The sequence below is a fragment of the Pseudoalteromonas sp. SS15 genome, from assembly GCF_049257195.1.
GTDB lineage: Bacteria > Pseudomonadota > Gammaproteobacteria > Enterobacterales > Alteromonadaceae > Pseudoalteromonas.
On record NZ_JBMMUD010000002.1, the window covers coordinates 150,201 to 164,522 of the forward strand.

12 protein-coding genes are annotated in these 14,322 nt (G+C 42.3%); 9 read left to right on the forward strand and 3 right to left on the reverse strand.

Features of this window, described 5'->3' with window-relative positions; translation table 11 throughout:
* Nucleotide 1 precedes the first annotated feature (1 nt).
* The 6 genes from proC (at nucleotide 2) to AAEU28_RS04885 (ending at nucleotide 5,452) form a co-directional block, all read left to right on the forward strand.
* Entirely contained in the window at nucleotides 2-823 is an 822-nt protein-coding gene (proC, locus tag AAEU28_RS04860; protein WP_421963190.1) for a pyrroline-5-carboxylate reductase, read from the forward strand.
* A 9-nt stretch (nucleotides 824-832) separates the two neighbouring features.
* The gene (locus AAEU28_RS04865; protein WP_421963191.1) at nucleotides 833-1,366 is read left to right on the forward strand and encodes a YggT family protein; all 534 of its coding nucleotides are present in this window, start codon (nucleotides 833-835) and stop codon (nucleotides 1,364-1,366) included.
* Between the two features lie 12 nt (nucleotides 1,367-1,378).
* Complete coding sequence (locus AAEU28_RS04870) at nucleotides 1,379-1,813, forward strand: DUF4426 domain-containing protein (RefSeq protein WP_421963192.1); 435 nt, start codon at nucleotides 1,379-1,381, stop codon at nucleotides 1,811-1,813.
* 7 nt (nucleotides 1,814-1,820) lie between these two features.
* Nucleotides 1,821-2,408, forward strand: a complete 588-nt coding sequence (locus AAEU28_RS04875; RefSeq protein ID WP_421963193.1) for an XTP/dITP diphosphatase — start codon at nucleotides 1,821-1,823, stop codon at nucleotides 2,406-2,408.
* 2 nt (nucleotides 2,409-2,410) lie between these two features.
* On the forward strand, nucleotides 2,411-3,547 hold the full coding sequence (gene hemW, locus AAEU28_RS04880; RefSeq protein ID WP_421963194.1) for a radical SAM family heme chaperone HemW: 1,137 nt from the start codon (nucleotides 2,411-2,413) through the stop codon (nucleotides 3,545-3,547).
* Nucleotides 3,548-3,625: 78 nt separating this feature from the next.
* Nucleotides 3,626-5,452, forward strand: a complete 1,827-nt coding sequence (locus AAEU28_RS04885; protein WP_421963195.1) for a DUF885 domain-containing protein — start codon at nucleotides 3,626-3,628, stop codon at nucleotides 5,450-5,452.
* Between the two features lie 152 nt (nucleotides 5,453-5,604).
* On the opposite strand, the gene AAEU28_RS04890 is transcribed toward AAEU28_RS04885, so the two are convergent.
* Nucleotides 5,605-7,428 carry an ATP-binding protein gene (locus AAEU28_RS04890; RefSeq protein ID WP_421963196.1) on the reverse strand — a complete coding sequence of 608 codons (1,824 nt, stop codon included), beginning with the start codon at nucleotides 7,426-7,428 and terminating at the stop codon, nucleotides 5,605-5,607.
* 308 nt (nucleotides 7,429-7,736) lie between these two features.
* On the opposite strand from AAEU28_RS04890, the gene AAEU28_RS04895 reads away from it, so the two are divergent.
* The 3 genes from AAEU28_RS04895 (at nucleotide 7,737) to phaC (ending at nucleotide 10,767) form a co-directional block, all read left to right on the forward strand.
* Nucleotides 7,737-8,486: an SDR family oxidoreductase gene (locus AAEU28_RS04895; protein ID WP_421963197.1), complete on the forward strand. Its 750-nt coding sequence runs from the start codon at nucleotides 7,737-7,739 to the stop codon at nucleotides 8,484-8,486.
* A gap of 70 nt (nucleotides 8,487-8,556) precedes the next feature.
* Nucleotides 8,557-8,901, forward strand: coding sequence for a phasin family protein (locus AAEU28_RS04900; RefSeq protein ID WP_138567068.1), 345 nt, complete (start codon nucleotides 8,557-8,559; stop codon nucleotides 8,899-8,901).
* Nucleotides 8,902-9,000: 99 nt separating this feature from the next.
* Nucleotides 9,001-10,767 carry a class I poly(R)-hydroxyalkanoic acid synthase gene (phaC, locus tag AAEU28_RS04905; RefSeq protein WP_421963481.1) on the forward strand — a complete coding sequence of 589 codons (1,767 nt, stop codon included), beginning with the start codon at nucleotides 9,001-9,003 and terminating at the stop codon, nucleotides 10,765-10,767.
* Between the two features lie 60 nt (nucleotides 10,768-10,827).
* On the opposite strand, the gene lpdA is transcribed toward phaC, so the two are convergent.
* Nucleotides 10,828-12,255 carry a dihydrolipoyl dehydrogenase gene (lpdA, locus tag AAEU28_RS04910; protein ID WP_421963198.1) on the reverse strand — a complete coding sequence of 476 codons (1,428 nt, stop codon included), beginning with the start codon at nucleotides 12,253-12,255 and terminating at the stop codon, nucleotides 10,828-10,830.
* Nucleotides 12,256-12,434: 179 nt separating this feature from the next.
* Nucleotides 12,435-14,321 carry a pyruvate dehydrogenase complex dihydrolipoyllysine-residue acetyltransferase gene (gene aceF, locus AAEU28_RS04915; protein WP_421963199.1) on the reverse strand — a complete coding sequence of 629 codons (1,887 nt, stop codon included), beginning with the start codon at nucleotides 14,319-14,321 and terminating at the stop codon, nucleotides 12,435-12,437.
* Between the last annotated feature and the right edge of the window lies 1 nt (nucleotide 14,322).

Consider the following 14,322-nt stretch of genomic DNA (forward strand, 5'->3'; position numbering starts at 1 on the left):
TATGTCAAATAAAACCATCGCGTTTATCGGAACAGGTAACATGAGCTATGCCATCATCGGTGGTATGGTAAAAAGTGGCTTCAATGCAAACAGCATTATTGCTACTAACCGTAATCCAGAAAAACTAGCAAAAGTTGAAGCTGACTTAGGTGTGAACGCCACATCAGATAACCTTGCTGCAGTAAAGCAAGCCGATATTATCGTGCTCTCTGTTAAACCACAGATGATGGCAGAACTTTGCCAAACATTCCAAGACGCGGGTATAGATATGAGTAGCAAACTATTCATCTCAGTTGCAGCGGGCATTACGGTTAAACGCTTGCGCGAAATGCTAGGGTTTGACGCTAAACTTGTGCGCTGTATGCCAAATACACCAAGCTTATTGGGCAAAGGCGTTAGTGGCTTATTCAGCGATGCAATTAGCGATGAAGAAAAAGCCATTGTCACTGATATGTTCAGCGCAACAGGCATTGCACTTTGGTTAGAGCAAGAATCGCAAATAAATGACATCATTGCTGTAACCGGCTCATCGCCTGCGTATTTCTTCCTATTTATGCAATCTATTGCTGAAAAAGCCGTAAATCTTGGCTTTAGCCATGAACAAGCTCGATTATTAGTACAGCAAACTGCATTAGGCGCGGCTGAAATGGCGTTTGCCAATGATGACATTTCACTCGAACAACTGCGCGCTAATGTGACATCAAAAGGTGGTACAACACACGCGGCTGTTGAATACTTAAAATCACAAAACTTACAAACTACCGTTGCCGACGCTATGGACGCCTGTATCGCTCGCGCTGAAGAAATGGAACAACAGATCTAGGAGGCAGCCATGACTGCTATGCAATTTTTAATTGGTATTGTATTCGACCTATTTTTAATGGTCATATTACTGCGTTTTTGGCTACAGTTAGTTCGCGCTGACTTTTACAATCCTCTCAGTCAAACCGTCGTTAAAGCTACCTCTTTTGCGGTTAACCCTCTACGCAAAATCATTCCTGGGGTAGGTGGCTTGGACCTCGCCTCTTTGGTACTCGCTTTCTTAGTTGGTTTTGCCAAAGTATCTTTGCTTATGGTGATGTTTTACGGTGGTTGGGAGCCTGTAGGCGCCGCAATCAATGGTGTTGTCACTGTCTTAAAAGAGGCCTTTACGCTGGTATTTTGGATATTAATTATTCGTGCAATCATGAGCTGGGTAGCACAAGGCTATAACCCGATTGCCGCGGTATTTGACCAACTTACTGAGCCAATGCTACGCCCAATTCGTAAAGTTATCCCACCTCTTGGCGGTTTAGATCTATCTATTTTGGTATTAATTATTGGCCTACAGTTCGTGCAATTATTAATCATGGACTTGCTAGGTTAATTAGGAGTATTTATGCGAATTTTGATTGCTTTCATCCTTGCTTTAAGTAGCTTTATTACCTCTGCTAATTCTGTACAAGGTGGACAATATAAAGAACTCGGCCCGTGGCAAGTGCACTACATAGCTTTCCCGTCAACGTTTATTCAGCCGAGTATTGCCAAAGCCTATGGGCTTGAGCGTAGTAACTACAAAGGCGTGATTAATATCTCAGTGCTTGCCAATAAAAAGGGCACGCCTGCTCAAAAAGCCAAACTCACAGGTGAAGCAAAGAACCTCCTTGGTACTAAACAAGTGCTGGAATTCAAAGAAGTGGTTGATGGTGATGCCATTTATTACCTTGCCCAAGTTGATTTTCGTAATGAAGAGATTTATCGCTTCAATATCAACATTAACCAAGGTAACAACTTCCAAGTTTTAAACTTTCAACAAAAATTCTACGTGGACTAATTAACTGATGAGTCAACAAATCGTTCTTGCCACAGGCAACCAAGGTAAAGTTAAAGAGCTAGGTGCAATGCTTAATGAGTTAAACATTGAAGTATTACCACAAAGCCAGTTTGATGTACCTGACGTGCCAGAAACAGGCACTACCTTCATCGAAAATGCCATAATTAAAGCACGCCATGCAGCAAGAATAACAGGGCTTCCTGCTATAGCCGATGATTCGGGTCTTGAGGTCGATGCCTTAAACGGCGCGCCAGGCGTGTATTCAGCACGTTTTGCTGGTGAAAACGCAAACGACCAAGACAATATCGATAAGTTACTGGTTGAGATGCAAAGTAAAGCTGTGCGTTCTGCGCGTTTTTGGTGTGTGTTAGTTTATATGCGTCATGCTGATGACCCGACACCACTCGTTTGTCAAGCAAGCTGGGAAGGGACCATCACAGAAGATCAACAAGGCCGTGAAGGCTTTGGTTATGATCCGGTGTTTTATGTAGCAAGCGAAGGATGCACGTCTGCACAATTAACGAAGGAGCAAAAAAATGCCCTGAGCCATCGTGGTCAGGCACTGCAGCAACTCGTTGCTAAATTAAAAGGCTAATTGTGCAACTTCCTCCTCTAAGCTTATATGTGCACGTACCTTGGTGCGTGCAAAAATGCCCTTACTGCGACTTTAATAGCCACGGTCAAAAGGGTGAAATACCTGAACAAGAATATATTCAACACTTACTCCACGACTTGCAGGCTGATTTGCACTTAGTGCAAGGTCGCAAACTACACAGTATTTTTGTCGGTGGCGGCACACCTAGTTTGTTATCGGGTAAGGCCTATCAATGGTTATTAGCCGAAATAGAAAAGCTTATCCCCTTTGAAGATGATATTGAAGTTACCCTAGAAGCGAATCCGGGCACAGTAGAAAAAGATAAGTTTAAGCATTATGTTGAAGCGGGTATTAACCGTATCTCAATTGGTGTGCAAAGTTTACAGGCCGATAAGTTAAAATCCCTAGGCCGTATTCATGGCGAAAATGAAGCCATAAACGCAGCAAAAGAAGCACAAACTGCAGGATTAAATTCTTTTAATATGGATTTAATGCATGGTCTGCCAGGTCAAAGTGTCGAAGATGCGTTAAGTGATTTACAAAAAGTCATTGCGCTTAATCCTCCTCACTTATCTTGGTATCAATTGACCATTGAACCAAACACTCAGTTTGCTTCTAAACCTCCGGTTCTCCCTGAAGATGACACTCTATGGGATATTCAAGAACAAGGGCAAAAATTACTGGCTGAAGCCGGTTATGAGCACTACGAAATCTCAGGCTATGCAAAACCTGGTTATCAATGTAAACACAATTTAAATTATTGGCGCTTCGGTGATTACCTAGGTATAGGCTGTGGCGCCCACGGTAAGATAACTCAGCCTAAACAAGATGGTATTTTACGTACCGTAAAAGTGAAACACCCTCGTGGTTATATGGATCTTAGCAAGCCATATTTATATAAAAGCTGGCAAGTTGAAAATGAAGACCGCCCATTTGAGTTCTTTATGAACCAATTTAGGCTGCGAGAGCCATGCAATAAAAATCAGTTCATCTATTATTCTGGCTTACCAATAAGCAAAATTGAAGCTGCAATTAACACTGCACTTGATAAAGGATTAATAGAAGATTTAGGCCATTCATGGTTGGTTACAAATAAAGGCCACCGTTTTTTAAATGACCTGCTAGAATTATTTGTTTAAACAGCATTGCTGTTTTTATAAAAATAAAAACGCGCTCGGATAATCCATAGCGTACAAAAAACTCAAAGGTAGATAACAATGCGTAAACTCACCATTATTGCTGCAGCAATCAGCGCAGCATTTTTGGCTGGTTGTCAGCAAACTGCTGAAAAACCTGCTCCTGCACCCCAAGTTCAAGTTGTCCAAAGTGAAGTAGAAAAAGCCAATGCGCTTTTCGAAGAAATCTTCATGGATGGCGTCATGCGCAGCCCGGTATACCAAACTTACATGGGCATCAAAAAAGACTATGATAAATGGGATGATGACAGTGAAGCACGCGCACTTGAAGATCTTGAAATCACGAAAAAGAATCTTGCTCGTTTAACTGCAATTGACCGCAGCAAGCTTGATGCTAATACTCAGGTTAGTTATGACCTAATGCAACAAAGCTTAGAAAATGGCATTGCTGATTTCAAATGGCGCTACCATAACTATCCGGTTAACCAAATGTTTGGTACGCACTCAATGGTGCCTGCATTTTTAATTAACCAACACCAAATCACTAGCGTAGAAGATGCGAAAGCGTATATCTCACGTTTAAATGGCGTCACTAAAGTATTCGACCAACTTATCGACTCATTAGAGATCCGTGCACAAAAAGGCATTATTGCACCTAAGTTTGTTTTCCCTCACGTAATTGAATCAAGCAAGAACATCATTAAAGGCGCGCCGTTTGAAAAAGGTGACGACTCTACTCTACTTGCTGACTTCAAACGTAAGGTAAACAAACTAGAGATCGCTGATTCTGAAAAGGCAGCACTTATCAATGAAGCGACTGAAGCACTTAAAACTGCTATCAAGCCGTCTTACAACAAGCTAATTAACTACCTTGCTAAGCTTGAGAAAAAAGCAGATACCCGTGACGGTGCTTGGAAGTTCCCTGAAGGTGAAGCCTTCTTTAACAATGCCCTTGCTCGTACAACGACTACAGAGCTAACGGCTAAAGAGATCCATGAAATTGGCCTTGCAGAGGTTGCACGTATTCATGACGAAATGCGAGCAATCAAAGAAAAGGTTGGCTTTAAAGGTGACTTAAAAGCCTTCATGGAATTCATGAAAACCGACAAGCAATTCTACTTACCGAATACAGAAGAGGGTAAAGAGAAGTATCTTAAAGATGCTACTGCGATGATCGACAACTTAAAATCTCGTCTTGATGAATTATTTATTGTTAAGCCAAAAGCAGACATGATCGTTAAGCGTGTTGAAGCATTCCGTGAAAAAGCGGCTGGTAAAGCGTTCTACCAGCAGCCTGCACCAGATGGCTCTCGCCCTGGTATTTACTACGCAAACCTTTATGACATGGAAGCAATGCCTACTTACCAAATGGAAGCACTTGCTTACCACGAAGGTATCCCAGGTCACCACATGCAAATTGCTATCGCGCAAGAGCTTGAAGGTGTGCCTAAATTCCGTAAATTCGGTGGCTACACAGCTTATATCGAAGGTTGGGGTTTATACTCTGAGCTAGTACCAAAAGAAATGGGCCTGTATGAAGACCCATATTCAGATTTTGGTCGTCTTGCTATGGAATTATGGCGTGCATGTCGCCTAGTGGTAGATACAGGTATTCACGCCATGAAGTGGACTCGCCAAGAAGGTATCGATTACTACGTGAATAACACCCCTAACGCTAAGTCTGACGGTGTTAAAATGGTTGAACGTCACATCGTAATGCCTTCTCAAGCAACCGCTTATAAAGTGGGTATGCTTAAGATCCTAGAGCTACGTGAAGACGCGAAGAAAGAACTTGGTGACAAGTTTGATATTCGCCAGTTCCACGATGTAGTACTGAAAAATGGCCCAGTGCCGCTTAACGTACTAGAAAAGTTCGTTGACGAGTGGGTTGCCAGTAAAAAGGCTTAACCGCTAAAGTGACATAAAAAGCCATGATGAGGATCATGGCTTTTTTGTTTTTTTAACTCGCTTTTGGGGGCGAATTTACTTTTCTATCTAAATAATACCAACCCTCTTGATTAAGTGCGCTATTTTGAGCGGAGGTATAACTCAATTAAGTACTAATCCATTTCATCTGAGCTCACGTCAGATAATTGTTTTTGTGAAAATTCAGTCTCTGACAATATGATGTGAAGGCAAGCACCACCATGCGCTGGGCTTTGCATTTTCACCTCACCTTTTAACTTCTGCGTCACTAAATTATAAATAATGCTCATACCTAGACCAGTACCACCACTTTGACGTTTTGAAGTAATAAACGGCTCAAATATAACCGGCAAAATTTCTTTGTCTATGCCCATGCCATCGTCTTTAAAATAGATATGCACAAAGTCATTAACAACCATTGCCGAGACCACAATATGGAGTTTCTGATTGGCTATTTTGCCATGTTTAATACTGTTATGAATGCACAAGTTAATGATCTGATTGATTGCTGCGGGGTAGCTATTAATAAACAACCCTTCTGAAATATCAAAGGTGATATCATAGTCATCTGCAGGTAATAAACCGTCGTTACTTCTAAAAGCCTGCTCTACTTGATCAAGTAAATTAAAGTAGCTCAGATCATCAAAGTGCTGATTAGAAGAAATAAGTTTAAATTCTTCAATAAGTTGCTCACTGACTTTTAAATTGCTCTCAATAATATCCAGCGTACTTTCTAGATGATTTATCATTTCAGAAATGGAGGTGCTTTCATCCAGTTCATCTCTTAAATTACTTTTTAAGATAGCGATTAACTCTGCCATGTCTCCTTTGCCACTTTTAACCTCACCGAGAGGGGCGTTTAACTCTTGGGCAAAGCGATTGATGACATTACTGAAGCTTGCCACTTCAGCATCTTCTAAAAGGCGCTTTTGTGCCGAAGACAAACGCACTAGTAGACCATCAAGATATTCAAGTAATTTATCGACATGCGTGCCTATTTGACCTAACTCATCGGTATTATTGAGATCAGTCCTGAGTTTAAAGTTTTCATGTTCAACAACCTTATCTAAGACATCATTGATCACATTGATCTTTTTCGAGACTCTTGCATGCAATATCATCAATAGAACAAAACATACAGAGCAAATCAAAATTATCATGCCCAGTAAACTTAAAACCCAAGCTTGCTTGGTATCGTGATCCTGTAAAATAATGGTATTGCTTAACCCTAATATTCTGGTTGTTAGCGCATTTTTTTGCTCATCAAGTTGCTTTCTCAAGCCCTGCTTAGAGTTCAAACCAATTTCTGTGAGCACTGCACTATAAGATAAAAAACCTTGGCGATAAGCTTTGAGTAGCAGTGCAGCTTGAGGGTTTTCGGATTGCAGCTTTTGATATAACTTTTCGTAAATTCCAGTATGACGTTCAATATAGGCATGATCGTGTCGCAGTAAAAAGTCTTTCTCTGCACGTCGTAATTCAAGTACCTTTAGCTCTAACATGGGCTGTTCAGCTGTTTGCACATAACTTTGTAACTGATGAGCGTGACGTCTAAACAAGCCATATACACCCTCATCAGCCTCATGACCTAACTTGATTTGGAACTGTTCAAAACGCTTTAAAGTTTGCCTTAGTTGTGCGGTATTAGATTCTATTGCGGAAAGTTGCTGCATGACTTTTGGCTCATCTAAAAGAAGTTGAGCAAGCTCACCGTATTCTTTTTCGAACTGAAAATAATGCATGTCGAAAGACTCAATAAATTCTGGCTGCCTTTCTTGTATGTAGTCATTTTTTACGCCAACTAATCGCGCTGCGGCTAACTTTAGACGATTTAACTGCAGTTCAACTTGCTGGGTATGATCTATGTGTGAATACATTAACCAACTTGCAAGCATGATTAAAAACACACATGTGCTCGAAGCAACTTTAAAAATAAGTAATGAAGACTGAACGCGCATAGTCTGACCTTAATTTTTCCTTACTTTAAGTTTAGTAAAGAAAACTAGATTTAGATCAAGTTATAAATTGTGCAAATTTCGAGCATAACGATAGACTATATGATAAACCGCACTATGGGGTTTACGCTTAAAGTAAGCCGCAAGAGTGAGTTCTTAAAAAGGTCATGGTTTGGTTAAAAAACTGTCACTTTTTTCGCAAATAATGAAGTCACTTAACGATCACTCAAGTGAATTTCACTGGTGTTTGTTGCCTAAAGCAAACATGACAAATGCAGTTAAATTGTCATAAAAGATGTAGGGAAATCATCATGGATATACAAAAAACTGCCATTGTAACTGGCGCCTTTGGTGGCATTGGTACAGCCATCGTTCAATCTCTTGTAGAAAACCAATTCTTCGTTATCGCCGTTGCCAGTCAACGTCGAACCCAAGCTGACTTTGATCAATGGCTCAATGAAGCAAACATCAATCCAAAACATGTCCAAGCGGCGTTTTTAGATGTTACTGATACGCAAGCTTGTAAACTTGTCCTAGACGATCTCATCGAAGAGCATCAACACATTGATGTATTGGTTAATAACGCTGGTATCACTCGAGATACCACGTTCAAGAAAATGTCGATTGAACAATGGCGAGAAGTGATTGATACCAACTTGAACTCTCTTTTCAACATGACTCAACCTTTATTTGCGCATATGTGTGCACAAAAGCAAGGTCGTATCATCAACATCTCAAGTGTAAACGGTCAAAAAGGCCAATTTGGACAAGCAAACTATGCCGCAGCAAAAGCGGGTATGATCGGCTTTTCTAAATCTCTTGCTTATGAAGGTGCGCGCGCTGGTGTCACAGTGAATGTGGTTGCTCCAGGTTATACAGAAACCCCGATGGTTGCAGCAATGAAACCTGAGGTACTAGATAACATTCGCGGCCAAGTGCCTATGCAGCGTTTAGCGACTCCAGAAGAAGTCGCCAAAGCAGTCCGATTTTTAGCATCTGACGATGCGGCTTATATCACAGGTGAAACACTCGCTTTAAACGGCGGTTTATACATGAATTAAGTTAGTTGAGTAAGCAGTTAACACTCAACCCATTTTTTGAACAATTTCAACGACTCAAAAGGAAAACGTTATGTACACTGATTTACTAAACACGCTAACTGAACAAAACCAAAAGTTTTTCGGCCCAGCAATCAAGTTCAACCAACTTGTTGCAAAGAACATTGAACAGCTAGCGAGCATTCAAATTGATGCAGTACAAAACATTTCAAATGCTTCTGTATCGCAATTAAAAGCAGCGACTGAAGTACAAGATGTTAAATCTGCAATCGATTTTAACTTAAGCCAAGTGTCTGCAATGACTCAGCTAAGCCAGCAAATGATTGAAGACGGTCAAAAGCTAACTAAACTAGGTCAAGAGTTCAAAGACAACCTTGAAGCTTTAACTAAAGAGCAAATGCAAACAGCTCAAGCTTAAGACTTATTTAGGTAGCGGTATTTCTACCGCTACCTGCTCTTCTTGCCTTCATGCTGCGACACCCAAGCAGCGTCTAGTTGTGTCATTAGGACAATCATGATGAAGATGGATAACGACGCCTTAAATGCTACGATGCAATCTTGGTGGCAACAAAACCAAGAAATTTTTAACTCCTTTACCCAAAGCCTGAGCCAACAAAGCCCTGTTCAACAAGCTTTAAACGAACAAAACAGCAAAGACTTTACCACCTGGTTGCAAGCCCTAAGCCAGCAGCCTGAGACATTAATAAAGAATCAAACGAACTGGTGGCAGCAGCAATTGCAGATAATGCAAAACGCGATGCAAGCCGGTGACGAAAACGTTGCACCTGTCATCAGTGAAGAGCGTGGCGACCGCCGTTTTAAAGACGAACAATGGCAACAAAACCCATGGTTTAACTACATCAAACAAAGTTACTTATTATTTGGTGAGTCACTGTTACAAAATATTCGTGATACTCAAGGGCTAGACGAAAAACAAAAAGAACGCCTTGAGTTTTTTGCCAGACAAACCATTAACTCGCTTGCGCCCAGTAACTTTATCAGCACTAACCCTGAATTACTTAAACTCACCCTAGAGTCAAAAGGTGAAAACCTAGTAAAAGGCTTTGAACTGCTTAAAAAAGACTTAGCCAAAAGCCAAGATATGCTGCGTATTAGCATGACTGAAGAGCAAGCTTATAAACTCGGGGAAGACCTAGCCACTACCCCTGGTCGTGTGGTGTATCAAAACCATTTATTTGAATTAATCCAATACAGTGCAACCACAGAGCAAGTACTCGAGACGCCTCTATTAATCATTCCACCTTATGTGAACAAGTACTATATCTTAGATTTGCAACAACAAAACTCGATGGTGAAATGGGCTGTAGATCAGGGCCATACCGTATTCATGATGTCGTGGAAAAACCCTGATCCAAGCATGGCACACATCAGCTTTGAAGATTATGTGGTTGATGGCGTGATAGCTGCCCTTGATGCCATCGAGAAACATATAGGCACAACTTATGTCAATGCCATGGGCTATTGTATTGGCGGTACTTTGCTGACCACAACATTGGCTTATTTCACAGCGAAACGTATGAAGCAGCGTATTAAAAGTGCGACCTTATTAACCACATTGCTCGATTTTGCTCAGCCTGGAGAGATTGGTGTCTTTATCAATGAGCCAACAATTGCAGCGCTTGAGGCTTATAATACTGAAAATGGAGTCATGCATGGTCACTCACTAGGTACCGCATTCAGCATGCTTAGAGAAAATAGCCTGTACTGGAATTATTATGTGAATAATTACCTCAAAGGTAAAGCCCCCATGAATATGGATTTGCTTTACTGGAATGGTGATAGCACCAACCTGACTGCTGCATGCCATAACTTTATGCTGCGTAATCTCTATCTAGAAAACAAACTGGTAGAACCCAAAGCAATCAGTATTCGTGGTACTAAAATTGATTTGAGCAAGGTAAAAACACCGATTTATATGCTCTCTACGCGTGATGATCATATTGCGCTTTGGCAAGCCACATTTAAAGGTGTGCAAAATACCGCAAGCCCAGTGACTTTTGTGCTGGGTGAGAGTGGTCACATTGCCGGTGTAATTAATGCGCCTGAGGCAAATAAGTACGGTTACTTTTATGGCCCAGAAGCCAAAGGAGAAGCGCAAGATTGGTTTGATAAAGCTAAGCATCAAACAGGTTCTTGGTGGCCTCACTGGCATCAGTGGCTGAATAACCTCAATGACACTAAAGTAGAGGCCAGAGCAACACAAACTGACGAAAAGCCGGGTATCTATGATGCCCCCGGAGAATATGTAAAAGTTACACTTTAATGTAGCAGATAACAAAAAAACCCGCCGAAGCGGGTTTTTTTAAAGCTTTAAATCAAAGAATTACTTCTTCTTTTTAACTGCTTTTTTGTTTGGTAGGTCAGTGATTGAACCTTCAAAGATTTCAGCAGCTAGACCGATTGACTCGTTCAGCGTTGGGTGAGCGTGGATAGTAAGCGCTAGGTCTTCACCGTCTGCACCCATTTCTACCGCTAGGCCGATCTCACCAAGCATTTCACCTGCGTTGATACCAACCATAGCACCACCGATAACGCGACCTGAGTCTTTATCGAAGATAAGCTTAGTTGAACCTTCTGTACGTGCTGAAGCGATTGCACGGCCAGATGCTGCCCACGGGAATACCGCAGTTTCAATGTTAAGGCCTTGCTCTTTTGCTTCTTTCTCAGTTACACCAACCCAAGCGATTTCTGGATCTGTGTATGCGATTGAAGGAATACACTTAGGATCGAAGTAATGCTTCTGACCAGAGATAACTTCTGCAGCAACGTGCGCTTCGTGAACTGCTTTGTGCGCAAGCATTGGTTGACCAACGATGTCACCAATCGCGAAGATGTGGTTTACGTTTGTCTTCATTTGCTTGTCAGTATTGATGAAGCCACGCTCGTCAACAGCTACGCCCGCTTTTTCAGCGTCAAGTAGTTTACCGTTAGGTGTACGACCTACAGCTACTAGTACTTTGTCGTAACGTACTGGCTCAGCTGGAGCGTTCTTGCCTTCGAATGATACGTATAGACCATCTTCTTTCGCTTCAACAGCCACTACTTTTGTAGAAAGCATTACGTTGAACTTGTTCTTAACGTATTTTTGGTAAATCTTGATGATGTCTTTATCCGCTGCAGGTACTAGTTGATCAGCAAATTCAACAACGTCGATTTGTGAACCTAGTGCACGGTAAACAGTACCCATCTCAAGGCCGATGATACCACCACCTAATACAAGTAACTTCTCAGGTACGTCTTTAAGTTCAAGTGCACCAGTTGAATCGATTACACGCTCATCTTCTGGGATGAAAGGTAGATTTACAGGCTGAGAACCCGCTGCAATGATTGCATTGTCGAAACTAACCGTTGTAGTACCGTTTTCGCCTTCAACAGCGATAGTGTTAGCACCTGTGAATTTGCCGTAACCGTTAACAACGTTAACTTTACGCATCTTCGCCATGCCGTCTAAGCCACCAGTTAATTGACCGATTACAGACTCTTTCCAAGAACGGATTTTGTCTAGGTCGATTTGTGGAGCACCGAAAGTAACACCATGAGATGCCATTTCGCTCGCGTCGTCGATTACTTTAGCAACGTGAAGTAATGCTTTTGAAGGGATACAACCTACGTTCAAGCAAACACCACCTAGAGTGTTACGTGATTCGATAAGTGTAACGTCTAAACCTAAATCAGCAGCACGGAAAGCTGCAGAGTAACCACCAGGACCACCGCCTAGTACAACAACTTGAGTTTTGATCTCGTTGCTCATGTTTTAACCTTAATATTTTGCGAACGGGTTATGCCAAATTGGCGTTGCCCTACTCGTTATACTCACTGCCATGTCATCCATTTGTCAGGAGGAACAAGGGGCAGACTAAAAAAGTGTGCGTCGATTGTATCAGAGGATACAAACAAAATCCCACTGAAAATCAGTGGGATTTTTGAGTTTTACATTACCAGCTGACGAATGTCGCTTAGGTAAGCTGCAAGTGTTGCAGTAAAGCGTGCTGCTAACGCACCGTCAATTACACGGTGGTCGTATGAACAGCTTAGCGGCACCATTAGGCGCGGCTCAAACTCTTTACCATTCCACTTTGGCTTCATGTCTGACTTTGACACACCTAAGATAGCAACTTCTGGCGCGTTTACGATTGGTGTAAACGCAGTACCACCGATGCCACCTAGACTAGAAATAGTGAAACAACCGCCCTGCATATCAGATGCAGTTAGTTTACCTTCACGTGCTTTCTTAGAGATTTCCATCAACTCACGAGATAACTCAATGATGCCTTTCTTGTTCACGTCACGAACAACAGGAACAACTAGACCATTTGGTGTATCTACTGCGATACCAATGTTTACATACTTCTTAAGAATTAAGCTTTCGCCATCTTCAGACAGTGATGAGTTAAACGTTGGGAACTCTTCTAGTGCTTTAGCTGCTGCTTTCATTACGAATACTAGTGGAGTGATCTTCACGCCCATTTTCTTCTTCTCAGCCAGTACATTCTGCTCTTTACGGAATGCTTCTAGCGTGGTGATGTCTGCTTCGTCAAATTGCGTAACATGTGGGATCTGTACCCAGTTACGGTGAAGGTTTGCACCAGAAAGCTTTTGAATACGAGAAAGTTTCTTCTCTTCAACTTCACCAAACTTGCTGAAGTCTACCTTTGGCCAAGGAATTAGGTTTAGCTCGCCACCACCGGTGTTGCCACCTTTAGATAGCTGACCTGATTCAACTTGCTTCACTAATTCTTTCACGTAGTTTTGTACGTCTTCTTTAAGTACACGGTTCTTGCGACCCGTGCCCTTTACACGTGCTAAGTTTACACCAAACTCACGCGCTAGACGACGAACTACAGGTGATGCATGTGCGTATTGGTCGTTCGCTACAAATTCATCTTTTTGTGCTGAAGCTGCAGGTGCCGCTGCTGGCGCTGGTTTTGCCGCAGGTGCTGCCGGAGCTGCTTTTGCAGGTGCTGGCGCAGCTACAGGTGCAGAGCCTTGCGTTTCAAATACAAAAACAAGAGAACCAGTCGACACTTTACCGCCAACTTCAACCTTCACTTCTTTAACAGTACCTGCAAATGGTGCTGGTACTTCCATAGAAGCCTTATCGCCTTCTACGTTTAAGATTGATTGGTCAGCTTCAACTACATCGCCTACCGCAACCATGACTTCAGTTACTTCAACTTCGTCACCGCCGATGTCAGGTACGTGAACCTCGATCAGTTCTGCCGCCGCTGCTGGAGCAGGCGCTGCCGCAGGAGCCGCTTCAACCGCTGCCGGCGCAGATGCACCTGTTTCAAATACGAATACTAACGAGCCCGTTGCTACTTTGCCGCCAACTTCAACTTTGATTTCTTTAACTGTACCGCCAAATGGTGCTGGTACTTCCATAGAAGCCTTGTCGCCTTCTACGTTTAAGATTGATTGGTCAGCTTCAACCACGTCGCCTACAGCAACCATGATCTCAGTTACTTCAACCTCGTCACCACCGATGTCTGGTACGTGAACTTCTTTTAATTCAGATGCCGCTGCTGGAGCAGGTGCAGCCGCTGGGGCTGCTGGTGCTTCAGGCTCGGCTGCTGCAGGTGCATCACCAGCAGCATCAAAAATCATAATTAAAGAGCCAGTTGCAACAGTGTCGCCTTCAGCTACTTTAATTTCTTTCACTGTACCCGCTTGCGCAGCTGGCACTTCCATTGAAGCTTTATCACCTTCAACAGTGATAAGAGATTGATCAACTTCAACTGTGTCACCTACATTAACTAGGATCTCAGTTACTTCAACCTCATCTGCGCCAATGTCTGGAACATGAATTTCGATTGCCATT